18 protein-coding genes and 2 riboswitches are annotated in these 24,049 nt (G+C 37.6%); of the genes, 6 read left to right on the forward strand and 12 right to left on the reverse strand.

The genetic code is table 11. The features are described 5' to 3' along the window. Window positions 1–129 precede the first annotated feature (129 nt). Window positions 130–327: riboswitch (cobalamin riboswitch) on the reverse strand. A gap of 481 nt (window positions 328–808) precedes the next feature. Next, window positions 809–2,350: a DHA2 family efflux MFS transporter permease subunit gene (locus ACGLXV_RS18595; protein WP_391559820.1), complete on the reverse strand. Its 1,542-nt coding sequence runs from the start codon at window positions 2,348–2,350 to the stop codon at window positions 809–811. Window positions 2,351–2,533: 183 nt separating this feature from the next. On the opposite strand from ACGLXV_RS18595, the gene ACGLXV_RS18600 reads away from it, so the two are divergent. Next, complete coding sequence (locus ACGLXV_RS18600) at window positions 2,534–3,394, forward strand: TetR/AcrR family transcriptional regulator (RefSeq protein ID WP_391559821.1); 861 nt, start codon at window positions 2,534–2,536, stop codon at window positions 3,392–3,394. A 37-nt stretch (window positions 3,395–3,431) separates the two neighbouring features. On the opposite strand, the gene aroQ is transcribed toward ACGLXV_RS18600, so the two are convergent. The 5 genes from aroQ to ACGLXV_RS18625 form a co-directional block, all read right to left on the reverse strand. Beyond that, window positions 3,432–3,890, reverse strand: coding sequence for a type II 3-dehydroquinate dehydratase (gene aroQ / locus ACGLXV_RS18605; RefSeq protein ID WP_391559863.1), 459 nt, complete (start codon window positions 3,888–3,890; stop codon window positions 3,432–3,434). A 141-nt stretch (window positions 3,891–4,031) separates the two neighbouring features. After that, window positions 4,032–4,916: a LysR family transcriptional regulator gene (locus ACGLXV_RS18610; protein WP_391559822.1), complete on the reverse strand. Its 885-nt coding sequence runs from the start codon at window positions 4,914–4,916 to the stop codon at window positions 4,032–4,034. 112 nt (window positions 4,917–5,028) lie between these two features. Continuing rightward, entirely contained in the window at window positions 5,029–5,898 is an 870-nt protein-coding gene (locus tag ACGLXV_RS18615) for an amidase (protein WP_391559823.1), read from the reverse strand. A gap of 43 nt (window positions 5,899–5,941) precedes the next feature. Then, window positions 5,942–6,030, reverse strand: a riboswitch (cyclic di-GMP riboswitch). Window positions 6,031–6,077: 47 nt separating this feature from the next. After that, window positions 6,078–6,848: a YhfC family intramembrane metalloprotease gene (locus tag ACGLXV_RS18620; protein WP_391559824.1), complete on the reverse strand. Its 771-nt coding sequence runs from the start codon at window positions 6,846–6,848 to the stop codon at window positions 6,078–6,080. A 125-nt stretch (window positions 6,849–6,973) separates the two neighbouring features. After that, window positions 6,974–8,413 carry a DEAD/DEAH box helicase gene (locus ACGLXV_RS18625; protein ID WP_391559825.1) on the reverse strand — a complete coding sequence of 480 codons (1,440 nt, stop codon included), beginning with the start codon at window positions 8,411–8,413 and terminating at the stop codon, window positions 6,974–6,976. Window positions 8,414–8,613: 200 nt separating this feature from the next. On the opposite strand from ACGLXV_RS18625, the gene ACGLXV_RS18630 reads away from it, so the two are divergent. After that, window positions 8,614–9,942 (forward strand): flavin monoamine oxidase family protein, encoded by a 1,329-nt coding sequence (locus ACGLXV_RS18630; protein ID WP_391559826.1) that lies wholly within the window; start codon window positions 8,614–8,616, stop codon window positions 9,940–9,942. Window positions 9,943–10,076: 134 nt separating this feature from the next. On the opposite strand, the gene ACGLXV_RS18635 is transcribed toward ACGLXV_RS18630, so the two are convergent. Then, window positions 10,077–11,279, reverse strand: coding sequence for a GGDEF domain-containing protein (locus tag ACGLXV_RS18635; protein ID WP_391559827.1), 1,203 nt, complete (start codon window positions 11,277–11,279; stop codon window positions 10,077–10,079). A gap of 258 nt (window positions 11,280–11,537) precedes the next feature. On the opposite strand from ACGLXV_RS18635, the gene ACGLXV_RS18640 reads away from it, so the two are divergent. From ACGLXV_RS18640 to ACGLXV_RS18655, 4 genes are all read left to right on the forward strand, one after another. Next, entirely contained in the window at window positions 11,538–12,230 is a 693-nt protein-coding gene (locus tag ACGLXV_RS18640; protein WP_391559828.1) for a response regulator transcription factor, read from the forward strand. Further along, entirely contained in the window at window positions 12,227–13,231 is a 1,005-nt protein-coding gene (locus ACGLXV_RS18645; RefSeq protein WP_391559829.1) for a sensor histidine kinase, read from the forward strand. The genes ACGLXV_RS18640 and ACGLXV_RS18645 overlap by 4 nt, the downstream gene beginning before the upstream one ends. Before the next feature lie 99 nt (window positions 13,232–13,330). Further along, the gene (locus ACGLXV_RS18650; protein WP_391559830.1) at window positions 13,331–14,092 is read left to right on the forward strand and encodes an ABC transporter ATP-binding protein; all 762 of its coding nucleotides are present in this window, start codon (window positions 13,331–13,333) and stop codon (window positions 14,090–14,092) included. Further along, on the forward strand, window positions 14,082–16,034 hold the full coding sequence (locus ACGLXV_RS18655) for an FtsX-like permease family protein (RefSeq protein WP_391559831.1): 1,953 nt from the start codon (window positions 14,082–14,084) through the stop codon (window positions 16,032–16,034). The genes ACGLXV_RS18650 and ACGLXV_RS18655 overlap by 11 nt, the downstream gene beginning before the upstream one ends. An 83-nt stretch (window positions 16,035–16,117) precedes the next feature. On the opposite strand, the gene ACGLXV_RS18660 is transcribed toward ACGLXV_RS18655, so the two are convergent. From ACGLXV_RS18660 to ACGLXV_RS18680, 5 genes are all read right to left on the reverse strand, one after another. Beyond that, window positions 16,118–17,875, reverse strand: coding sequence for an alpha-amylase family glycosyl hydrolase (locus ACGLXV_RS18660; protein WP_391559832.1), 1,758 nt, complete (start codon window positions 17,873–17,875; stop codon window positions 16,118–16,120). Window positions 17,876–17,954: 79 nt separating this feature from the next. Beyond that, window positions 17,955–20,342, reverse strand: coding sequence for a glycoside hydrolase family 31 protein (locus ACGLXV_RS18665; protein WP_391559833.1), 2,388 nt, complete (start codon window positions 20,340–20,342; stop codon window positions 17,955–17,957). 81 nt (window positions 20,343–20,423) lie between these two features. Continuing rightward, a complete protein-coding gene (locus ACGLXV_RS18670; protein ID WP_391559834.1) occupies window positions 20,424–21,308 on the reverse strand; it encodes a carbohydrate ABC transporter permease in 885 nt (294 codons plus the stop codon). A gap of 18 nt (window positions 21,309–21,326) precedes the next feature. Beyond that, entirely contained in the window at window positions 21,327–22,181 is an 855-nt protein-coding gene (locus ACGLXV_RS18675; RefSeq protein ID WP_391559864.1) for an ABC transporter permease, read from the reverse strand. Between the two features lie 175 nt (window positions 22,182–22,356). Further along, a complete protein-coding gene (locus ACGLXV_RS18680; protein ID WP_391559835.1) occupies window positions 22,357–24,003 on the reverse strand; it encodes an extracellular solute-binding protein in 1,647 nt (548 codons plus the stop codon). Window positions 24,004–24,049: the final 46 nt, after the last annotated feature.

Consider the following 24,049-nt stretch of genomic DNA (forward strand, 5'->3'; position numbering starts at 1 on the left):
TTTCTAATAAAAAATCCGCTCAGTGGTTCCTTGAGCGGATGAAACGATTTCAGCAAAAGACAAACAGGCAAAAATACTTTTTTGTCTTCTGTCGCCATCGTCTCATCTTCCCAAATCCCCGAAGAAGTTGAAACATCTTAAGTAAGATAGGTCTCCTGACTTATGCTTCACTCTACTTTGAACCCTTCCCATTTAGGCACCTACATCTCGTAAGCAATCTTCACAGTGGCTTGTTCATTTTGTCAGCATTTACAGTTGCGGGGGCAGTTCTGGTCTTTCACCAGATTCCCTATTAAGCCGTACGGCATCTTATCTTAAGGCAACAACACAATATATAGTTATTTTTTCACTTTTGTATATCCATATCTAGATTACAAACTTAATAGTAACGGTAGTTTAGTAGATACGCAAGTATAAAATGTTGATTTGGGTAAAATATTGTTATTGACTTTAAGCGGTGAGGGAAGGAGATATTGTATTTGTAGGGAATGGTAGATTTTTATTTATTTTCTCGTCTTTTGAACTAGATTTTAATAAAACGGGTGGAATTTAGAGGTAAACTCAATCTTTCAAATGATTTTTTTGGGAGATTAGTTGATTTTTTCTCTAGTTTTGGTTTTTATTTGCGATTTTTAAAATTTATTTGCGATTCTGAGATTTTATTTGCGATTCTCAATTTTTATTTGCGATTCTGAGACTATATTTGCGATTCCCGATTTTTATTTGCGATTCTAGAGCTTTACTTGCGATTCTCATTTTTACATTTTTTAAAGAAGACCCTCAATTTCGAGGGTCTTCCGTACATTTATTAATTTTCAGCTAGCTTTGTAGGTACAACCTTTGACACTTCTTTTTCTTCTATTAGATCCTCCGCTTGTGTTGCCCGTTTGATAAAGAATGCGAGGATAAATGCAACAATAGAAATTCCTGTAGCCACTAGGAAAGCATCATTAATTCCTTCGAGCATCGCCTTCATCATAATCTGCTCTTTCATTTGAGCGATCATTTCAGCAGTTGGCTGAGCTGCTCCTGCTCCTTGACCTGCAGCCGTCTTCATGGCTTCGTCAGCAAGTTCTTTGGCGTGTGTTTCTGTACGATTGGACATAACCGTAACTAGTAATGCGGTTCCGATTGCCCCAGCTACTTGGTTTAACGTATTGTTCATTGCCGTACCATGTGGATAGAAACGCGTCGGAAGCTGATTTAGTCCGTTTGTTGAAACAGGCATCATAACAAATGACATACCGATCATTCGAACCGTGTAAAGTATTACTAAGTGAGTATAACTTAAGTCTACCGTTAACTGACTAAACTCATACGTGGTGATAACAGTGATTCCTAAACCAATTAGCGCCAATATTCGACCACCAAATTTATCAAACAATCTCCCCGTAATAGGTGACATAATAGCCATTGCGATGGCACCTGGTAGGAGCATTAGCCCCGCGTCTAGTGGAGAAATTCCACGAATCGTTTGAACATAAATCGGAATAAGGATCATCCCTGAGAACAATGCCATGTTTGTTACCATGGAAATAGAAGATGACAAGGCAAACATTGGGTATTTAAACACTTTAAAGTTTAACAACGGATTGTCTTGCTTTATTTGTTTTAAAATAAATACTACTAGCGATATGAAACCGACTGCAATAGCCAGGTACACATGAGGACTGTCCCAACCCTTGCTTCCTGCCGAACTGAAGCCGTAAAGTATCCCACCAAATCCAATACTTGATAAAACTAATGAGAAAAAGTCTAAACGAAGATTGCTCTTTTCTTTCTTATCTTTTAAAAGGAAGAATCCGATTAATAACACTAATACTGAAATAGGGGTAATAAAGTGGAAAAGCATTCTCCAGTCATAGTGTTCGATAATCCATCCAGATAAAGTTGGTCCAATGGCTGGGGCAAACATGATGATTAAACCAAAAACCCCCATCGCTGTTCCTCTTTTTTCAATTGGGAAGCTAACGAGCATGACGTTCATAAGCAATGGCATCATAATGGCAGATCCTGATGCTTGAAGCATACGTCCAGCTAAAAGAATCGGAAATTCATGAGCCACACCAGCAACTAAAGTACCGATCGTAAATAAACTCATTGCGACTAAAAATAAATTTCGAACAGAATATTTCTGTATCAAGAAGGCAGTAGCCGGAATTAATATCCCGTTAACAAGCATAAAGCCAGTAGTTAACCATTGAACCGTGGCAGCTTCTATCTCTAAATCCTTCATGATGGATGGCAAAGCAATATTTAATAAGGTGTTATTTAAAAACGTAATGAACGCCCCAATTAACAGAACTCCAATAATTCCGTATGGCGGCCGTTTGTCTTGTTTTTCAGCCATGTATGTTCCTCCTATACTATAAGTCCAATAAAATATACTGCTGTTATACACTTTACATATATTATACCCTCAGTACAAAAAATGCAATGGAAAAACACAGCTAAATAATGGGTTTGTAACCTTCAGAAAAATAAGTTACTATACATTTATACAGTGAGTCCAAATACTAATTCAGGTGATACGATGAATGATCGGAAGCAGCACGTGATAAATACCGCACATCAGCTTTTTGTAGAAAAAGGATTTCAAGCAACCTCCATTCAAGACATTTTAGATTATAGTAGTATTTCTAAAGGAACATTTTATAATTACTTTTCTTCAAAAAATGAACTACTCATGGCCATTTTCCGAGATATACAAAAAAAGTTTGAGCATGAAAGAAACGAACTATTAATCGGAAAAGATCCGTCAGATATCGAGATATTTATTAAACAAATGACACTTCAAGTTAAGACACATCGTGCCACAAACCTAATTCCTCTGTATGAAGAGGTATTATTTTTAAATGATGTAGAGTTAAAGAAGTTTATTAGTAATATTCAATTAAGACTATTAAGATGGGTATATGAACGGCTAAATGATATTTTTGGAGAGAGTAAAAAACTCTATCTTCTTGACGGGGCTATTATGTTTACTGCTATTTTGCACCATAATCTAAAATATGAACGAAAGGCAAATAAATTATATAGTAATCCGGAACGAGTCGTACGGTATTCCGTGAATCGATTATTAACATTTATAAAGGATGTAGGAGAAACTCAGGAACAACTTCTAGCTCCTGAGTTATTAGAAGAATGGTCACCCTCCTGTCATAAGAAAGAGCAATCCTATAAAGAAAAGGTAACACTTGAAATTATGTCTCTTAAAAAGGAACTGATGAACGTTTCTGAATTCGAGAGGTATTCAGAGCTGCTCGATTTCATTCTAGAGGAGCTTTTGCAACCTAATAATAAGAGGCAATTTGTAGTGGAAAGTGCTTTATCAACCTTAGAGGGGCACTTTGGAAAAGCCAAATTACAACATTTACGTTCGTATCTGAAATAACAAAGCTAGCAGGTCATGGGCCTGCTAGCTTTTTGTTTTAAGCTTCTTGCAATTGCTTTTCATCAATAAGAGTTTTTGCTGCTCTTAGCCCTAATAAATAGCTGTCACATCCAAAACCGCTAATCTGACCTTTAGCAATATCTGCGAATACAGAACGATGTCTAAATTCATCTCTTGCATGGATATTAGACATATGAATCTCAATAAACGGTACTTCTAAAATATCTAAAGCATCGCGAATTCCGTAGCTATAGTGAGTCCATGCACCAGCATTAATAATCACTGCATCGACCTTATCACGATAGGCTTGATGAATGCGATCTACCATTTCTCCTTCACAGTTCGTTTGGAATGTTTCAAGTTCTAGATCTAACTCTTCTGCTAACTTTTTCATGTTTTCATTAATTTCATCTAGGGTTATAGTTCCATACACCTTCGGATTACGTTTTCCAAACATATTAAGATTCACACCGTTTAACATAAGTACTTTTTTCATCATAGATTCCTTCTTCCTTTTGCTCATTATTTCACAAACTTGTTTATACGACTATTTTAAAACAGACAATCCATAAATACCAATCGGTTTTTTGGTGAGATCTATAGGCGCCCCCTATGAAAAATGACAAGAAAAGACTCTTTAGTTAAGTGAATTTCTTTCAATAAAACTTTTAAACTTCTCCACTACAGGTGATAGGTAACGATTCTTTACACTCGCCATGTAGATAATTTGTTCTGGGAGCGGCTCCTGAAAAGGTAGTACTTTAATATCAAACAGGTCTAAGGTAGAGGATCGTGGTAGGATACCCACTCCTTGTTTTGCTGCCACTAAGCCTACTAATGCCGTATCCTCTGCGACTTCACAAGAAATATATGGAGTGATCCCCGCATCTGAGAACAATTGATCGATTACGGGACGAAATAGACTTTTCTTGTTAAAACAAACGAATTTTTCCTCAGCAATATCCTTTAATTCCACGGAATCTTTTGATGCTAATGGATGATCTTTATGGGTGATTACTACAATATCTCTCTTCATTAATGGAATAAAATCAATCTCTGGTTCATGTTCCGCATACGTACAAAAAGCTAGGTCATAATTTTCTTCCTTTAAGCCTTGGATGATATTCTGTGTTGTTCCTTGTATACACGAAAACGTCACTTGTCCGCCCTCATTTGCTTCCATAAAGGACTGAATAATTGATGGGACAAAATCAGCGCCTAAGGAAAAAATGAATGCTAAGTCAATGATACCCGTATTGGCATTGGTGAGCTTTTGAAGATTCCTTTCACCCTTTTCAAGCTCCTCTAATCCGTTTTCCACATAGGTTAAAAAATATTGGCCGTACTTTGACAGCTTGATATTTCTACCAACCTTTTCAAATAACTTTATACTTAATTCTTTTTCAAGCTCGCCTATTGCCTGACTAAGACTTGGTTGTGTGATATATAGCTGAGCTGCTGCTTTTGTATAATGCTGCGTTTTGGCTAGCACACGAAAATATTGTAAATGTTTCAGGTTCATAAACAGCGCCCTCCCTGTTTCCAATCTTTAAACAAAGTATATGATGTTTTTTAGACAAGAAAAAGGACTGAATATGAACAAAAAAGCACTCTTTTGAGTGCTTTTGCGTTCTTTATGGTTTCATTGTTTTCCAGCTTCCCACATGGTGGATAGCAACTCCATTGTATCCAAGAGTTGTTCCATAATGAGAGGCAACAGTAGCAAGTTGCTCGTTCATGTAGGCTTCTCCTTCTTCAAAAAAAGAAATCATATCTCCTTCGTCTGTTGCACCTGTTTCTACACCGATTACTAATGTCTTATTATGTTTCCCAGCAAAGGCAACTTCATTTTTTACGATTTCAATGATGGCAGGAGCTGTATCACGGTAGGCCATAATCGTTACACTATTCGTTTTTGTAATGACCCACTCCGCTAGATTTCCTTTACCATACGTATTATTATAAGAAACTTCATCAAACCAGAATGGCAGGTCCGCTTCAAGTGGTAGTTTTAATCCTGCAGCTGAAGTATTCGCTTTTGTTATCAGTTCTTGATAACTTTTTACAGTAGCTGCTCTATTCGTATTCCAACCGCTATATAAGTAGGGCTCTACATCTAAATGAATCCCCGTAAATTTTTGAGAAGCGGTTGACCCTGCTTGATAGGTTTTTAACCAATTCATAAGAGCATCTTGGTTTCTGTAGCCTTTTGGTGCCACCCAACCCGGCGCTCCATCTAGAGCATATACTTTTATCCCTTTTACCGATGCCTTCGTAATAAAGCTACGGTATACATTCATAGGGATATCACGATCGAATTGTACATAGACTTTGTTGATTTGCTTTTGTTCAAGAAAGCTTAAGGTTCCTGTTTCATTACTCACAATTTCCCACGGATTCCAAAGCCATGTGGAGCGATCTACTGTTGATGCACTCATTTTTGATCCAAAGCCTCCAATTGAAAAAAGCAAAACAATAATCATTGATACAACGAGCTTTTTCACTTCATGTTCCCCCATTCTGCCAGCCGAGGCTCACAAAATGAGACCTGGCAACCTGACGACCATTCGCATGACAAGCGATTAGGCTCACGGCTTTGCGTCCTTCCCTTTCGGAAAAGTTTGCCTTTTACAGTTTTTCTTTAATTATACTTTATTAAAACAGACTTTTGCCTCAGGTATTTTTACCCAATCAATAATTTTCTTAATCTTTTTATTATAAAGAAAGATAGAACTCCGATTAAGGCAATGTACAACTCAATGATCCATAAGCTTTTAATGTATCCAGTTTGATAGAAAGCTAAAGGAAAATCAATCGCCGCATGAGCGACTATAGCGAGCAATACGTATTGGAATTTCTTTTTGATAACAGCAACTAATACAAGTAAGCTGAAAGCGATTTGCATAAAGAGGGCAAAGAAGCGTTCTGGTATTGCCCATAAGTAGTGAGAAACTCCCTGATTTAATAATGTTTCTTTAATGGTTGCTGCCTGATCACTTGGAAGACTAGCTCCGATAGATGAATCAAATGTACCTGTATTGATCATGGTTGCAAAGATAAGAAATGGCACTACCGTTGAAAGAGCAATTACTACTGCTTCAATGCCACCCCAGCCAACCCCAAAGGATAGACCACCCTTGTAATCCTGATATTTTTTTAATAGCCAAATAAAAAGAATATAGCGTCCTACTTCCTCAAAAATCCCTGCAGCAAAACCGCCATATAATCCAAATAACCATGGATGTTCCACATAGTTTGGAAAACTGGTTATGACGACAACATGAAGAAGTTTCTCTAATACTTGAGTAATAATAACAAACCCGATGCTACCTATTATTAACGGCTTGAGAGAAATTCCTACTTGTTTTTTTGTAAAAAGAATGGCAGTAACAAATAGAAGAATAGAAAATATAATAACTGCAATCATGCTCGAGATCGTTGCATTGCTTATCATCGTAAATCCCCCTTGTTTTTTTATTATCATTATTGATAATGATAATATTAAAGTAAGAGTAATAATCTGTCAATGAATTTTGTTCATTTTTCCCAATTAAAAAAAGCACCTCTAGGAAGTGCTTCTTATCTTCTTGCCACATGAACCTTTAATTGTTTCCCTTTTACCGTTGTATGTTTCATTTCAGACAACACAAGTGACCCTTTTCCATTTAGGATTTCTACATAAGAGACCGTGTCAAGAATCGTGATAATTCCGATATCCTCTGCAGTTACACCATCAATTTTTGAAATGGTTCCTACAAAATCAACAGCGCGCAGCTTCTTTTTCTTGCCGCCATTAAAATAGAGTTTGGTGATATCCTTATTGAGTTCTTCACTTTTTAGTTGCTTAATCTCCGGTTCCGAACTAATCTTCTTTTCAAAGGCAGGTCGTGATCTCTCCAACTGTCCCGAAGCAGGTTTCACCTTCTGTGGAATAGAAAAACCAATTAATTGTTCTATCTCTTCTAACAATCGTTTTTCTCTATCTGTCACAAAAGTAGTAGCCTTTCCTTTCAAGCCCGCCCGCCCGGTTCTTCCAGTACGATGCACATAGCTCTCTTTTTCATATGGGATATCAAAGTTCACCACGAGTGAAATATTTTCGATATCAATTCCTCGTGCTGCCACATCGGTTGCGATTAGATAGCGGAACTCTCCCCGTTTAAATTCACTCATCACATCTAGACGATCTTCCTGTATCATTCCACCATGTATTTTATCGCAATCATATCCAAGCTTCGTTAGATGATCGACGACCATATCGACACGGTCTTTTGTCCGGCAAAAAATGATACAGCTATCCGGGTTTTCAATAATCGTTACATTTTGCAATAATTGAAGTTTTTCATCTTCCTCCACCCAAAATAATGAATGCTCAATTAATCCTTCTGAAGTACTTGAAGATTCAATCTCAACCTCCACAGGAGAGTGTAAATAGTTTTGAGCTAGCTTTTTTATGGTATCAGGAAGAGTGGCTGAAAAGAGCATGGTTACTCGATTTTTTGGCATTTCTTCAATAATTGCCTCCACTTGTTCGATAAAGCCCATGTTTAGCATTTCATCCGCTTCGTCAATCACTAGGTATCGGACACGATCTAACACAAGGGTCCCTTTTTGAATATGATCAAGCAGTCGACCTGGTGTCCCTACAACCACATGAGTTTTTTGCTTAAGTTTCGTTTTTTGATACATAAAGGATTGCTTTCCGTATACTTCTACTGCATTGATTCGTTTTAACCGGCCGATATTTATAAAATCTTCTTTTATCTGTACAGCTAACTCTCGAGTAGGGGTAAGCACGAGAGCTTGTGGTTTATTTTCTGCCCAATCGATCATTTCACAAATCGGAATGGCAAAGGATGCTGTTTTTCCACTTCCTGTACGTGACTTTACGACCACATCGCGCTCCTCTATCACAAGCGGAATGACCTTCCTTTGAACTTCAGTTGGTTGTTGATATTGTAAGCTCGCTAAAGTACTCAATATTTCTTCACTTAAGGTGAAATCTGTAAAATCCATCATACAGCCTCTTTTCAAAAATTCTTTACAATACTAATTTTACCGAACGTATTCTTTTTATTAAGCCAATATGTAAAGTACATTTCATTTGACCACATATTCATTAAAATGTACATGTTTCTTTAGGAACAGAGGGAAAATACTTTCACGATGCCTAAATCTTTTATTTTCAGCAGCTAAATCTTTTACGGGAGGCACTCATCGTGCTAAATCATGTAGACGTAGTAATTGTTGGAGCTGGCCTATCTGGTCTTGCTGCTGGATGGGAGTTAAGGAAGCATGGAAAAAGCTTTGCTATCCTAGAAGCTCAAAACCGTATAGGGGGAAGAATTTTAACGAATACCTATCAAGATTCTACGATTGACCTTGGTGCCCAGTGGATTTCTCCATTCCAGCCTCGTATACAGTCCTTATTGAAATTTTTCAATATAAAGACCATCCCTTCATACAAACAGGGAAAAACCATATATGATTTACATAACAAGCGCATGCTTAGTTCAAAAACTTCCCCACCTGTTTCACCACAAGGAATGCTAGATTTATTTCTAACTCGAAAGAAGATCCATCAATTAACGAAGCTTATTCAGAAAGAAGGATTATTACATTCATCTTTAATGAGAGAGTATGATGCGCTAACTATGGACAGCTGGATTGAAAGACAAATGTTCTCAAAATACGGAAAAGCATTCTTCCGTATTTTCTGTGAAGAGCTTTCCTCCCTTGAGCTTAGCGAATTTTCCTTCTTAGACATCCTTTGGTTCATCCAATCTGCCGGCGGAATGGATCAGATTTTGACTGCTGAAGATATGTGGATAACGAATGGGGCTCAAACCTTACCACTACGAATGGCTAAAATTATGCAGGATCATATTTACTTAAACAAGCCTGTAAGAAAAATTGAGTGGAGAGACAGTGGTGCAACCGTCCACACTGATTCCGAGTGTTGGACTAGCAAAAAAGTCATCGTTGCCATCCCTCCTGCTTTTAGCGCAAAAATACAATACAATCCCCCACTGCCTGCACTTCGCGAACAGCTTTGTCAGCGGGTTGGTCAAGGATCGATCATAAAATCAGTCATCATATATAACACCCCCTTTTGGAGAGAAGATGGATTATCTGGCAGCTCTTACTACGATTGCGGACCGATTCGAGCTACGATGGATAGCACCACACCAGGCCAGCCTCATGGAGTTCTAACCGCATTGATCGGGGGAAAATATGCAAGAAGTTTGGGTCGATTGACAAAAGAAGCACGTAGGAAAGAGATTATAGCTTGTATTGTCCATTTATTCGGAAGCAAGGCACTTGAGCCTATCAGTGTTTATGAGAAGGATTGGGCAGAGGATTCTTGGGCAAGAGGAGGATATGCAGCCCATTTTGCGACCGGAGTGATCTCTGAATATGGGGCTGCTTTAACAGATCCGGTTGGACCTATTCATTGGGCGGGGACTGAAACAGCTAATGAATGGCGCCTTTACATGGAGGGTGCCATTGAATCAGGGGAACGCGCCGCAAAAGAAACCCTAAAATAAAAATGGGTGTCTGTCACCCTTCGTGGACACTTTTACCTTTTTTGTCCACGGGTGGTGTCTGTCACCCTTCGTGGACACTTTTACCCTTTTTGTCCGCGTGGGGTGGACAAACATCCCCTTTTTCTATATTTTGATTAATTGATTTGACTTAGCCTATCATCTTCAAACCCTTCTGTAGATAAAAAGCCTCGACTAACGCCATTTCTTCCATTTCTTTTTGCTTCATAGAGAGCTTTGTCACAGGCAACATACATCGTTTCTAGTTCTGTCTCTATGTTAGGGATAATGGTTAGTATACCCATACTAATCGTGTATGAAAGCTCCCATTCCGTCAAAATCTCCTTCTCTATCCCTTTACAAATTTCTGATGCTAACTTCATGGATTGTTCCTCATCTGTTTCTGGTAGAAGAATCGCAAATTCGTCGCCACCAAAACGGCTAAAATAATGCCCTTTGCTGATATACTCCCGAATCTTCTTGCTCAATTCACGCAGCACATGATCACCAACATCATGTCCATATTTATCATTAATCTTTTTAAAATAATCAATATCAAACAAAATAAGAGATATGGGTTTCTTATTCTTAGAACATGCCATTAAACACTTGTTTGCTTCTGAGAAAAATACTCTTCGATTCAACGCTCCTGTTAAGTCATCATAACTGGCTAATCGAATAAGCTCTTGATCTGCTTGTTCTTTTAATATGAGGATAAATCCAGTGTTTCCAATAAGCATCACAAGATAAAGACCTATGAAAGAAAGAGTTTGAAAAAATCCTGGCGTAAAAAAGCTCCATGTATAAGCGGACATTAGGGTAACGATCCCTCTACCACACAAGGCCAAAGTTAAAAACAAGTAAAACAAACCTAATATCCTTCTTAATTGTGAGGATTCTCGCTTATATACTAAATGATAGACAGGTAGAATCATAAGCATAGCGGTGCCAAATGAAGCAACGGCAATTCGGTTGCTCTCTAAGTTAAAAAATAGAATAGCTAAATGAAAAGCAAATATGTTTATGAAGGTCATAATCAAATACGCTATTTTTATCCGTTTTGTATACACGTTCAACAGTCTTAGAATCGCCATCATTTCAAACGAAGTCCCTAAAAACAATAAAGTGTTGGCAACTGAGATGGTGAACACATCCGAAATGCCACCCCGTAAGGTTAATAATGTCCAAGCAAGGGCCTGAACACATTTGGCCAAGAAAAAAGTAGTAACCGTCTTATCTGTTCGATGGTCCCGCCAATAAGCACTAATTAAAAACACAGTAAAAACATGACCCGTAACCAAAATAACAAAAATTGTTTTCATATCAAGAGAAAAGCCCATTTATGTATCACGCACCTGAACAAATAATATACCGTTATATACTACTACACTTTGTGGTGTCTGACACCCTTCGTGGACACTTTTGCCTTTTTTGTCCACGGGTGGTGTCTGTCACCCTCCGTGGACAGATTCATCAGTTTTGTCCACGTGGGGTGGACACTAGCTATAACGACTCTATTATTTGTTATTTTTTTACATACAAACAATTTTCTTTTGATTGAGGTTTCGTTACAATGATGAAGAAAGTTGGTGACAGGTATGTTTAAAATTCTACTCATTGAAGATGATTTTAGTCTTTTTCATGAAATAAAAGACCGACTGACACAATGGTCTTATGAAGTTCACGGTATCGAAGATTTTGCGCTCGTTCTTGAGGAGTTTACGAAGGTAAAGCCTGATTTAGTCATCATTGATATTCAACTTCCAAAATACGATGGTTTTCACTGGTGCCGCCTGATCAGAGCCCATTCCAATGTGCCGATTATCTTCCTCTCTTCACGTGATCATCCGACAGATATGGTGATGAGCATGCAGTTAGGTGCAGACGATTTTGTTCAAAAGCCCTTCCATTTTGACGTGTTAATTGCAAAAATCCAAGCGATTCTACGCAGAGTCTACAATTATAGCAATCACACAGTCGAGTTGAAATCATGGTGCGGTGCTACGGTGGATTACGAGAAAAATACAGTAACGAACAACAACGGATCGATAGAGCTGACGAAAAATGAAATGTACATTTTAAAAATATTAATCGAAAAAAAGAACAGCATTGTGAGCCGCGAGACCATCATTAAAAGTCTTTGGGATGATGAACGGTTTGTCAGTGATAATACACTAACGGTCAATGTCAATCGATTACGAAAAAAACTGGATGAGTTACAGCTAGGCCACTATATAGAAACCAAAATAGGACAGGGCTATATAGCCATAGAAGAGGGATCTCTTTCATGATCAAAGAATTCGTAAAGGAACGCCGTAGTTGGATTCTCTTTTATTTCTTCATCCATCTCTTAATTGTATTTGTGGCTTTTCTCGATTCTGCAATCCCGCTCAAACCCATTCTATACATTGTATTTTTATCCTTTCTCCTATTCTCAATCTTCCTTTTCAGCAGATATCAAAAGGAGACTCGTTTTTTTAAAGGGTTTGATGAGTGGGAGAACAATCTAGATCTGTCTCAGATCCCACAAGCAGAAAGTCCCTTTGAGGAGATCATTGAAAAAAGTGTCTATAAACAAACAGAATTGTTAAAAAAACAGTCCAATCACCATCAACTATCATTAGAGGATGAGAAGGACCAGTTGTTGGCCTGGATTCATGAGGTAAAGACTCCTTTAACAGCCATGCATCTCATTATTGACCGTATTCCTGATGAAAAAACAAAGGCAAGTCTCACTCATGAGTGGCTACGAGTTCACTTATTACTCGACCAACAACTCCACCAGAAACGTCTTTATTTTATTGAGAATGACCTATTTATAGAAAAAGTAGATCTTCACACTCTGCTTATTCCAGAAATCAAAACCTTACAATCTTGGTGTATGCAAAAAGGCATTGGCATAGATGTTAGTCTTCAAGAACGGGAGATTCTTACTGATGTGAAATGGCTCGCTTTTATCCTACGTCAACTGTTAACCAATGCCGTTAAATACAGCAGCCAGTCCGATATTCACATAAGAAGCTTAAAGAAAGAGGATCATATCGTCATAGAAATACAAGATTATGGGCGTGGGATTGATCCACGGGACATGCCACGTATTTTTGAAAAAGGATTTACCTCTACTTCCACCCATCAAGATCACTCTGCCACTGGAATGGGATTATATTTAGCGAAAAAAGCAGCCGAGTCCCTGTTCATTCAACTATGTGTTCAGTCCACACTTGGAGTCGGGTCAACCTTTTCTCTCATCCTCCCTAATCGAAATGAGTTCGTCAAAATAACAGGCATGTGACAAAGATGTCACATGCCTGTTTCAAATGTTAGCTGAATCGAAGGATGGGAGCTCCCTAACCATTTATAATCAAGTCATTGAAGGAAGGAGAGAATCAGATTGAATATACTAGAAGCAAAACAAATACACAAAAGCTACGGAAATAAATTTAATAAACAAGAGGTACTAAAAGGCATCAATATGTTCATTGAACAAGGAGAATTCGTCAGTATCATGGGAGCCTCTGGATCAGGAAAAACCACTCTGTTAAATGTGCTTTCCTCGATTGACCATGTTAGCCAAGGTTCTATTTATGTGGAAGGAAAAGAGATTACACAGATGCGTGATAAAGAACTCGCCCTTTTTCGTCAAAAGAACTTAGGATTTATTTTTCAAGATTACAATTTATTAGATACACTGACAGTCAAAGAAAACATTTTGCTTCCTTTATCCATTACAAAAACACCAAAGAAGGAAGCCGAACAAAAGTTTACGGAAGTAGCCAATGAGCTAGGGATTGCAGAGCTTCATAATAAGTATCCAAATGAAATTTCCGGGGGGCAGAAACAACGAACATCCGCTGCCCGCGCGTTCATTCATGAGCCAAGCCTGATCTTTGCTGACGAGCCAACCGGGGCACTTGATTCAAAGGCAGCGTCCGATTTATTAAATAAGCTTAGCCACTTGAACCAAAAGCGAAAATCCACCATTGTGATGGTCACTCATGACCCTGTAGCAGCGAGCTACTGTTCAAGAGTCATCTTCCTTAGAGACGGACAAATTTATACCCAACTAAACCGAGGTTCAGAAACAAGGCAAGCCTTTTTCCAAGATATTATGAAAACCCAAGGAGTGTTAGGAGGGGTGCAAGATGACCATTAATCAACTCATCCTTCGTTCCTTTAAAAAGAATATCAAAAACTATTATCTGTATGTATTTGCCTTGGTTTTTAGTGTCTCTCTCTATTTTGCGTTTGTTACCCTGCAATATGACCCTGCTATGGACGCAGCAAAAGGGAGTATTAAAGGAGGAGCTTCGATACGAGCCGCTTCCGTCCTTCTTGTTGGGATTGTTACCGTCTTTCTCGTGTATGCCAATATGATATTTATCAAAAGACGCAGTAAAGAGATCGGACTGTTTCATTTGATTGGCATGACGAAACGAAAGATTTTCCGCATTCTTGGAGTGGAAAATGCTCTTCTCTATTTTTTGTCACTAGGCATTGGTATTTTCCTTGGGTTTTCAATTTCTAAATTAATCATGATGATATTGCTAAAAATCACGGGAGTAAATGCCGTCACGACCTTGCATTTTTCAAGCCAAGCATTTGTTCAAACACTCATTGTGTTTACATTGATTTTCTTATTAATTCTTGGGATGAATGCTCTTTTTATAAGAAAACAGACGATTTTATCCTTATTTCGAGTTACCTCTTCTGCAGAGCAAAAGGTACAAAAGCTGTCTGTTTGGGAGATGTTCATGGGGATTGCCGGTATTATTCTCATAGTATTTGGGTATTTTGTTTCCACCAAGCTGTTTAGTGGTGACTTTACAGATATGACCGAGCTATTCATTGCCATGATTGTCATTTTAGCATCAGTAATTATTGGAACCTATTTCTTTTACAAAGGATCAGTAAGCTTTATCTTTAATATGATCCGAAAAAAGAAGGATGGGTACTTAAATATAAGGGAAGTTCTCTCATTATCTTCTATCATGTTTCGAATGAAGTCGAATTCGTTACTGCTAACCATTGTCACAACGGTATCCGCACTGGCCATCGGCTTGTTATCGCTAAGTTATATCTCTTATTACTCAGCAGAAAAAACAGCTGAAGATAATGTAATTAAAGATTTTTCCTTCGCTAGTACAGAGGATGCACAAACCTTTAAGAATGCTTTAAAGAGTGAGAATCTACCCTTTGAGGAGACCGTCATTGAAGTTGTGATGGTCACTGCGAATCTGAAATCGATTATAAATATAGAAGGAGATTTATTGGATACGGATCTCAGTAAGATGGAGTTGCCTGTTGTTAGTGAAAAATCTGTTCCTGGAATGGATGTGTCACCAAAAGAAACGTTGTTTACAGGATATAGTGACATGCTATCCAAATTCATGTCTCTTAATGACTCCGGAAAAATTGAATTACACAGTAAATCCGAATCGATTCCTCTTGATTATATTGGGTTAAGAGATGAGTTTATTGTTTCATGGTATTTTACAAACGGTGGTCAGCCGGTTGCGATCGTCGATGATACCTTGTTTTCTACCCTTCAAGAAGACTTAGATCCAGAGGTACAGAGGGAATCTTCTGTCTTTATCGGAATTGAGATGAAGAAGGAAGAGTCGATCCAACAAGCAAATGATCTTTATAATCAGCTAGGATTCAATGAAGATGAACATTACATGAATGATTCACAGCTTCAAATGAGCACAGAACAGAAACAGCTTATGGGGCTCATGATGTTTATCGTTGGATTCCTTGGACTTACCTTTCTTATCACATCTGGCTGTATTCTTTACTTTAAGCAAATGGACGAAAGCGAAGATGAGAAATCCAATTACACCATCTTACGTAAGCTCGGTTTTACTCAAGGAGACTTAACAAAAGGGATCGGTTGGAAACAGGTATTCAATTTTGGAATTCCTTTAGTCATCGGTCTTTCCCATAGCTATTTTGCTGTTCAATCAGGCTGGTTCTTTTTCGGGGCGGAACTTTGGACGCCAATGGCACTGGTCATGATTCTATATACAGGCTTATACTCCATTTTCGGATTCCTGTCCGTGCTTAATTATAAAAAGGTGATAAGAAATGCACTTTAACCCCAGCCTTATTTAATATAACAAACCTACAGAAAAGACCATCCCTATATTATAGAATAGGGATGGTCTTTAAAGTTTAGAATCTATTTTACAAGGATATGATATCCCCAAGGTTCCAAATCAAATGGTTGTTTGTTTTCTATACTAACGGTTTCCTTTGAAGGGAACAAATGATAGTTTCCGACAGACTTTGAGTCCACAGTTACACTGCCGGAGATAGGGTCTCCAGAAAGATTAACTATAACCATTACCTTTGAATTACCTTTTTGTCGTTCAAAAGCTAATATGTTTTCGTCAGAAGTATCTAATAAGTTAATTTCCCCACCAGCATCTCCATTCCACAATGCCTTATTTTCCTTTTTAAGGCGTATTAAATCCTGATAGAACTTTTGATCCGATAAATCTTGCCAAGAGATTTCATCTTTATCAAAAAACGCCAACCTCTTATTTAATCCGGCTTCTTGACCTGAATAAATTAATGGCATACCTGGTAAGGTAAATGTTAAAGCAGCCATCGTTTTTTCAGATTCACCAAATAGCTCTGATGTAGTACCTTCCCACGAATTATCATCATGATTCGTAGTCCAATGCATTGGATAAGAACCACTTGGATATAGGCGTTCCATTTTTGAAATATATGATTTTACATGTGTTGCGTCCCTATTCCCAATGGCTATATCTCTCATTATATGATTTAGTTCCCAACCATAATTAGAATTAAATGCATGATCTAGCAGGTTATAGACAGTATTATCCTCCGCTAACATGTATACTGGTTTTATTTTATTTAATTCTTTTCGTGCAGTCTCCCAAAAATCTAGAGGCACTCCTACAGCATAATCAGCACGATACCCATCAATATCTGTTTCTGAAACCCAATATTTCATAGCGTCAATCATGGCCGTTCGCATTTCAGTATTGTTATAATTTAAGTCGGCAACATCCAACCAGTTTGTCCCAGGGGGGTGAGTGATATTCCCCTCATTGTCTAGAGTGTACCACTCTTTATTTTCAATCCAAATATGATCTTTTCCAGTGTGATTCCCCACCCAGTCTAGCATCACTTTGAATCCCATGCTATGTGCTTTTTCTACTAATCTTTTAAAATCGTCTAATGTACCAAACTCTGGATTAATTGCTTTATAATCTTGTATTGCATAGTAGGAACCTAATGTTCCAATCCTACCCTCACTCGAAATCGGATGAATGGGCATAAACCACAATATTTCTACGCCTAATTCCTTTAATCTCGGTAGATGAGATTCAAACGCCTTAAATGTTCCTTCAGGTGTATACTGTCTGACGTTCACTTCATAAATGGTAGAATCCTTTGACCAATTAGGATGAAAAGTTTTACTCTTTTCTACATTCGATGAACCATCAGGGGAAGTGTACACAAAGTCATCTCCTTCTGTAATAAATACTTCTTTATATTCACCAAATTGGGCAAATACCTTTGCATCACCATCTTTTTCACCAGTAGACCTATTTACAACAATGAAACTTATACTGGTTGGAGCTTCAATTAACTCTACATCAACATAAGCTCCATTTTCATCTACCTGTGCATTAGAAAATGGAGTGGCACCTGTAGGCCAAACACCTGCTTCAGCTGAAGGAATAGCTACATCATTCCATAACCAAAGGCCCCAATCATCATAATTCTGGTCCGCTCTTTTGTAATGAATTCTAATTGTATGATCAGGGATCGTACTAGAATCTACTTGCTTCTTGGACAAACTCTCAGCTACAACATGATTGGAAACAGAAAAACCACCCGTAAACATAACCATAGCTATAATCATCATTAGAGTACAAGCAATATTTATGGACCTCTTCAACTGAACCTCTCCCTCTTTTTATAAGATTTCTAGATTAATATAGACACACTGGGACGGACCTCTAGTTGTTAAATACTCATTATCTGTTGGAATGTTCAAGTGCAAATGGAACTTTAATAAGAGTTGATTCCGGTTCTTTAATAACCTCACTTGGTATTTTTCCGTTCACTTTTATTGTCATACCGGAGTTTAATCCATGAATGACAAACCTTGCTTTTTCCCAATCTGGTTTAAACTGATCATGTTCAACATTAATAACGATATCAAAATTTTTATCATCCATTTTTGTTTCAATCTTACATTCGAAATATTGACCATAGTTATAGGCAAATGTTTTTCCATCGTCTTCATAATAAGTAAACGTAGAAACCTCATCTTTTGTTGGATATAAATGAATGGTCATTTCACTTTCTTTCATTTTAGTTGAACGTTTTACAGTTCCATGAGTAAGGATTGCTCCCTTTTTAACAAAGATAGGCAATGTTTCAAGGTCAGCTTGGATAAGATGGTGCTTACCACCTTCAAGAATTTCTTCTGTCCAATAATTCACCCAGTTTCCTTTAGGTAAATAAACAACCCGATGATAGGTATCTGGTTTTAATATCGGTGCTACAATCACATTCGAGCCAATCATAAATTGGTCAGATAGGTTAAAAGTATGTTTATCATCGGGATATTCAAGTACTAATGGACTCATTACAGGTACTCCAGTAACACTTGCTTCTCTAAATAAAGTATATAAATATGGAAGCCATACATAGCGCTCTTGGATGTATTTTTTAATAACCTTTTCATAGTCTTCTCCAAATGACCACGGCTCCTGGCGAATGGAATCTAGGACACTATGATTTCTAAAATAAGGAGTAAATGTACCCACTTGGGTCCACCTTAAGAGTAATTGCCCTGTTGTGTCATGTGCAAACCCTCCAACATCTGGCCCACAGAATGGAATTCCAGAAATACCAAGATTCATACACATTGGAATGGACATTTGTAAGTGCTCCCAAAAGCTTCTATTATCCCCCGTCCAGACAGTGCCATATCGTTGAACACCAGCAAATCCCGCACGAGTCAGTAAAAATGGACGGTTCCCGTTTAACTGTTCTTTCATCCCTTCGTAGGTTGCTTCACCCATTAAAAGTCCGTACAAGTTATGCATTTCCCGATGTGTTTTTGGATCTCCATCATTATCATGAATAACTTTTAAGTCCATGGTTTTTGTCTCATTGAAGACAGCTGGTTCATTCATATCATTCCAAACACCCTCTATACCTACGCGGGTATAAAATTCATGCTTTTCACCCCACCATTTACGTACATCACTGTTCGTAAAATCAGGAAATGCACTTTTGCCTGGCCAAACATCGCCAAAGTATATATTTCCTTCAATGTATTTGCAAAATCTATCTCCTCTAACCCCTTCTTGGTAAACCAAATATTCAGGGTCTTCTTTCACACCAGGGTCAACGATTGGGACAACATGAATTCCAGCATCCTTTAGGTCTTGGACTAGGGCTGCAGGATCGGGAAACCTCTCTTCATCAAATGTAAACACACGATACCCATCCATATAATGAATATCTAAATAAATGGCATCAAGTGGAATCTCTTTCTCTAGAAAATTACGTGCTAGTTCTCTTACTTCTTCCTCAGATTCATAACTATAGCGAGATTGATGGTATCCTAATGCCCATTTTGGAGGAAGTGGCATTCTCCCTGTTATTTCTGAATACTGTTCTAATACTGCCTTTGGAGTTGGACCTGCAAAGACATAATAGTCTAGTTGACCACCTTCAGCAGAAAACGAATAGGTATCATTAGATGTTTTCATATCGAATACTGTTTTAAAGGTATTATCAAAGAAGATCCCATGGGCATCTCCATTACGAATCGTCATAAAATAAGGTATGGATTGATAAAGCGCATCAATCTCGGGATTATGTGGAGCAAACACGTCGGAATTCCACATGGTCATTTTCTCACCACGTTTATCTAAAAAGCTTGTTTTTTCACCAAACCCATAAAAGTGGTCTTCTTTATGCATCTCTTTGAAACAGATAACCTCTTGTTTCTCATTAAAACCCATACCTGTTTCGTTTTCACGCACAAGCAAACGTCCTTGATTATCAAAAATAGAAATCCTTATTGGTGTTTTGTTAATTACGAGTGAGAGCTTATTACTTGAAACATGTATCTCACCATTTCGCTCGCTAACACTCACCTCAACATCTTCTTGCTTTTTAATTACTGCAAAACTCGTTTTTAAAGAAGGTGTCTTTTTAGGATTCATAATAACTCGAACAATATCATCTCGATAAAAACATATCGAAACATATCCATTTTCACATTTAATATTTAATACCTTTTCTTGGAAGTTATAATTAACAAGAGAACCTATACTTTGATAGGAAGTTCCTCTTATATTAACCTTCTTTCCGGGGTGTATAGCAAAACTAGTATCTTGCATACAAATTCCTCCTTATAGTTTTTGGATCCATTTCGTAGCATTTCAAGATCACTTGTCGGCAGAGGGCATATATACTTTCTATCACCCCTTAACAGAACCGAGCGTAATACCCTTGACAAAATATTTTTGAAAGAATGGGTAAATCACTAAAAGTGGAAGCATTGATATAAATATTTTCGCTGCATTTAACGTTTGATTGGATGTCGATGTAAGAAGTTTCGCTGATTCCGCATCCATACTTGAAAGATCCGTTACGACCGTAAGGGAACGAATGTAAGTTTGTAATGGATATTGGTCATTTTTTGTCATTAACACCATGGCCTGAAAAAATTCATTCCAATGATACACGATTGTAAAGACTAAAATAGTAGCCAATACAGGTTTAGACAACGGTAAAAAGATATTTAACAGTATTCTCCATGGTCCTGCTCCGTCCATAATTGCTGATTCTTCCAATTCCTTTGGTAAATTTCTAAAAAAGTTCATAACCAAAATCACATTGAAAACAGGTAATCCTCCTCCAAGAACAAGACCCCATATATTATTGGTCAGTCCCAGTGCCTTCATAGTCATATACCATGGAACTAAACCGCCGTTAAAAAGCATGGCAAATATCAAAATCCACATAATAATATTTCTTGGTTTAAATTCCCTTGACGTTTTTGAAAGTGGGTAAGCCATTAAAACCACAACTACAAAAGTAGTTATCGTTCCTAAAATGACACGGGTAACTGAGATACCAAAGGATTTGAAAAATTGAATATCATCCAGGATCAGTCTATAAGCTGCTATTGTAAAATCTTTGGGCCAAAGGAACACTTGCCCCGCAGCCACTGCAGATTTATCACTAAAAGAAACAACTAACATATACCAAACTGGATAGATACATAGAAGGGTAATTAAAATAAGTAAAAACACATTAAATCCATTGAAAAACTTGGATATGACAGATCGTTCTTCTACCATATTCCATCCCTCCTTACTTTAGAAAATTCTATAATTTGCAAACCGGTAAGCTAACCCATAAGAAATAGCAATTAATATTAAACTGACAATAGATTTAAGAAGTCCTACTGCTGTAGCTAATCCATATTGCATATCTATTAGACCCGCACGATAAACCCAAGTATCAATGATATCCCCGGTAGAATAGACAAGCGGATTGTATAGATTGAATATTTGATCAAACCCCGCATTCAAGATATTACCTAAGCTTAATGTACCTAGTAATATGGCTACTGGAATTATGCTAGGCAGCGTAATGCTAATTAAACGTCTAAACTGGGAAGCACCGTCTATTGCCGCTGCTTCGTATAATTCAGGGCTAATAGACGTTAGTGCTGCAAAATAGATAATTGCACCGAAACCAAACTCCTTCCAAACGTCACTACCAATTACAATTGCCGGAAAGATATCTGGATTGGAGAAAAATAAAATCGGTTCCATTCCCAAGACAGTAAGCAACTGATTGACTGGGCCTGAAAGCGAGAAAAGGTCTAGTAGAATACCTGCCACAATAACCCAAGAAAGAAAATGCGGTAAATAAACAATCGTTTGAACCGATCGAGAAAAAAACCTATTTTTCACTTCATTTAACATAAGAGCAAATATTAAAGGGACAATTAATTGTAAAATCATTTTTGCAAGTGCGATGACTATTGTATTCTTGAAAACTTGAATACTGTCTGGGAGCTCAAACATATATTTAAAGTTTTCTAGACCTATCCATGCAGACTTAAGAATCCCTACTCCTGGATTAAAATCCTTAAATGCCATTAATGTTCCGTACATGGGAAACAAATTAAAAAAGAACATCCAAAGCAGGCCAGGAAGAAGCATTAAATAGTAATGGGTATAATTCGAACGAAAAACTTTTGATAGAGTTATAGCAGGTTTACGTTCTAAAACAGATCTGGTGAGCGGGGCCTGATTGTGTACCACTCTGTTTTTCATTTCATTTTCCTCCTTGAAAGAATCTCAAGACGAGTGCTTCACCCGTCTTGAGATCATTTTTTTATTGCTCGTTTACTTCTTTAGTAATTTGATCTCCACCCTGTTCATTCCATTGTTCAACAAATTTATCAAAATCACTTAACGGTGCATTGCCAAAAATGATTTTTAAGAAAGTTTCATCTTCTAGTTTTTTAAGATTTGTCCAACGGGTTTGCATCGTTTGTGTTTTGGCAGTTGCTAGGCTACGAACATAATTAATGTCAGCATCAACAAATGTAGAACCACCATTCAGATGAGAGTAAACATGAGTAAAGAATTCGTCATCTTTATTCCAATATTGTATATCGTAATTGTCGTAAGGCTCTTTTTTCGTGTTCTTAGCATGTGATACGAGTTCATACGTAAAGCCATAATTTACTTTATCAACTTCTTCCAGGCTAATTTCACCTTCAAGAAACTTCCGAGTTGTATCTACAGCATATTTCAATTGATCTCCATGCCCCATAATAGTAAACAACGGAATTTCCTGTGAAGTCATTTCCTTACCTACTGCTTCTTTATAACTAGCGTCTTTCTCATTTACATGGATATTTAAAAGTTCTACAATTGCTTCTGGATGTTCATATTCTTTACTAACTACGATATACTGACTTCCTGTCGTTTCATTAGAATTAAGTACACCTGCTGCATCTACTGGTGCAGCATATGGACGCCAATTTGCATTCGGATCATTCTTTATTGAATCTTCTATATTATAAGGAGTCCACCAAGCTCCAAAGTAAATACCAGTTTTACCACTTGCAATTACCTCTTGTGAACTTTTCCTTAAACCAAGTTCCTTGTCCAAAATTCCTTCCTTATACCATTCATTCAACAAGGCTAATGTAGCCTTTGTTTCTGGAAGTGTTGAACCATAAACGGCCTTCCCATCTTCATCTTTGACCCAAATTCCTGGGTAAGCATTGTTAGCAAAGAACACCGGTGCTAAATTAAAGGAGTGATCCCCTGATGTTAGAAAAGTAGGATATAGTGCACCACCTTGTGCCGTTCCTACAATACCAATTGTGTCCTGTCCACCCATATTGTTATCAATAAACGCTTGTGCGATGTTTTCTACGTCCTGTAAATTTTTAGGTGGTTGAAGTCCCAATTTATCAAGCCAGTCCTTACGAATCCAGGTCAACGGTGCGGATGGAAGCGTGGTCTCTGGAAATGCATACAATTTTCCATCAACAGTTACATTATCTAATAAACCAGGATTTGATTTATAAATATCCTTAAGTCTTTCTGAACCATATTCTTCATAAACTTCCGATAAATCAGCCAATTGATCCGCTTTTATCATTTGCTTTAACTGCGACTCATTGACTAACATAGCATCTGGAAGATCGTTGCTTGCAATGGTCAAACTTACTTTTTGTTCATAATCTCCTGCCGATGCTTCCCACTCATGCTTAATATCAATGTTATAACGATCTTTTAACCAACGGGTGTAGGCATTGTTTTCGGCTGTATCATTTCCTTCGAACTTATAGTTAGCATCAATTCCTTTACCAATAGACACTTCAACTGGTTCCGTATACTTCCCATTGGAATCAACTTTCAGTACATTATCTGCGTTGTTACTACTTTCCGTTTTACCGGTACATGCACTTAAACTAGCGGTAATCAATAAACCTGCCAATCCAGCCTTTACTACCTTTTTCATAATTTTCCCCCTCTTATGAAGAATCTAATTTCTAATTTCAATATAT

This window comes from Robertmurraya sp. (assembly GCF_036676585.1).
Classification (GTDB): domain Bacteria; phylum Bacillota; class Bacilli; order Bacillales; family Cytobacillaceae; genus Robertmurraya_A.

What these genes read in the sequence shown, in the direction of transcription:
- ACGLXV_RS18595 (WP_391559820.1), bottom strand. Translation starts at nt 2,350, where the DNA reads ATGGCTGAAAAACAAGACAAACGGCCGCCATACGGAATTATTGGAGTT.
- ACGLXV_RS18600 (WP_391559821.1), top strand. Translation starts at nt 2,534, where the DNA reads ATGAATGATCGGAAGCAGCACGTGATAAATACCGCACATCAGCTTTTT.
- aroQ (WP_391559863.1), bottom strand. Translation starts at nt 3,890, where the DNA reads ATGAAAAAAGTACTTATGTTAAACGGTGTGAATCTTAATATGTTTGGA.
- ACGLXV_RS18610 (WP_391559822.1), bottom strand. Translation starts at nt 4,916, where the DNA reads ATGAACCTGAAACATTTACAATATTTTCGTGTGCTAGCCAAAACGCAG.
- ACGLXV_RS18620 (WP_391559824.1), bottom strand. Translation starts at nt 6,848, where the DNA reads ATGATAAGCAATGCAACGATCTCGAGCATGATTGCAGTTATTATATTT.
- ACGLXV_RS18625 (WP_391559825.1), bottom strand. Translation starts at nt 8,413, where the DNA reads ATGATGGATTTTACAGATTTCACCTTAAGTGAAGAAATATTGAGTACT.
- ACGLXV_RS18635 (WP_391559827.1), bottom strand. Translation starts at nt 11,279, where the DNA reads ATGGGCTTTTCTCTTGATATGAAAACAATTTTTGTTATTTTGGTTACG.
- ACGLXV_RS18640 (WP_391559828.1), top strand. Translation starts at nt 11,538, where the DNA reads ATGTTTAAAATTCTACTCATTGAAGATGATTTTAGTCTTTTTCATGAA.
- ACGLXV_RS18645 (WP_391559829.1), top strand. Translation starts at nt 12,227, where the DNA reads ATGATCAAAGAATTCGTAAAGGAACGCCGTAGTTGGATTCTCTTTTAT.
- ACGLXV_RS18655 (WP_391559831.1), top strand. Translation starts at nt 14,082, where the DNA reads ATGACCATTAATCAACTCATCCTTCGTTCCTTTAAAAAGAATATCAAA.
- ACGLXV_RS18665 (WP_391559833.1), bottom strand. Translation starts at nt 20,342, where the DNA reads ATGCAAGATACTAGTTTTGCTATACACCCCGGAAAGAAGGTTAATATA.
- ACGLXV_RS18670 (WP_391559834.1), bottom strand. Translation starts at nt 21,308, where the DNA reads ATGGTAGAAGAACGATCTGTCATATCCAAGTTTTTCAATGGATTTAAT.
- ACGLXV_RS18675 (WP_391559864.1), bottom strand. Translation starts at nt 22,181, where the DNA reads ATGCTTCTTCCTGGCCTGCTTTGGATGTTCTTTTTTAATTTGTTTCCC.
- ACGLXV_RS18680 (WP_391559835.1), bottom strand. Translation starts at nt 24,003, where the DNA reads ATGAAAAAGGTAGTAAAGGCTGGATTGGCAGGTTTATTGATTACCGCT.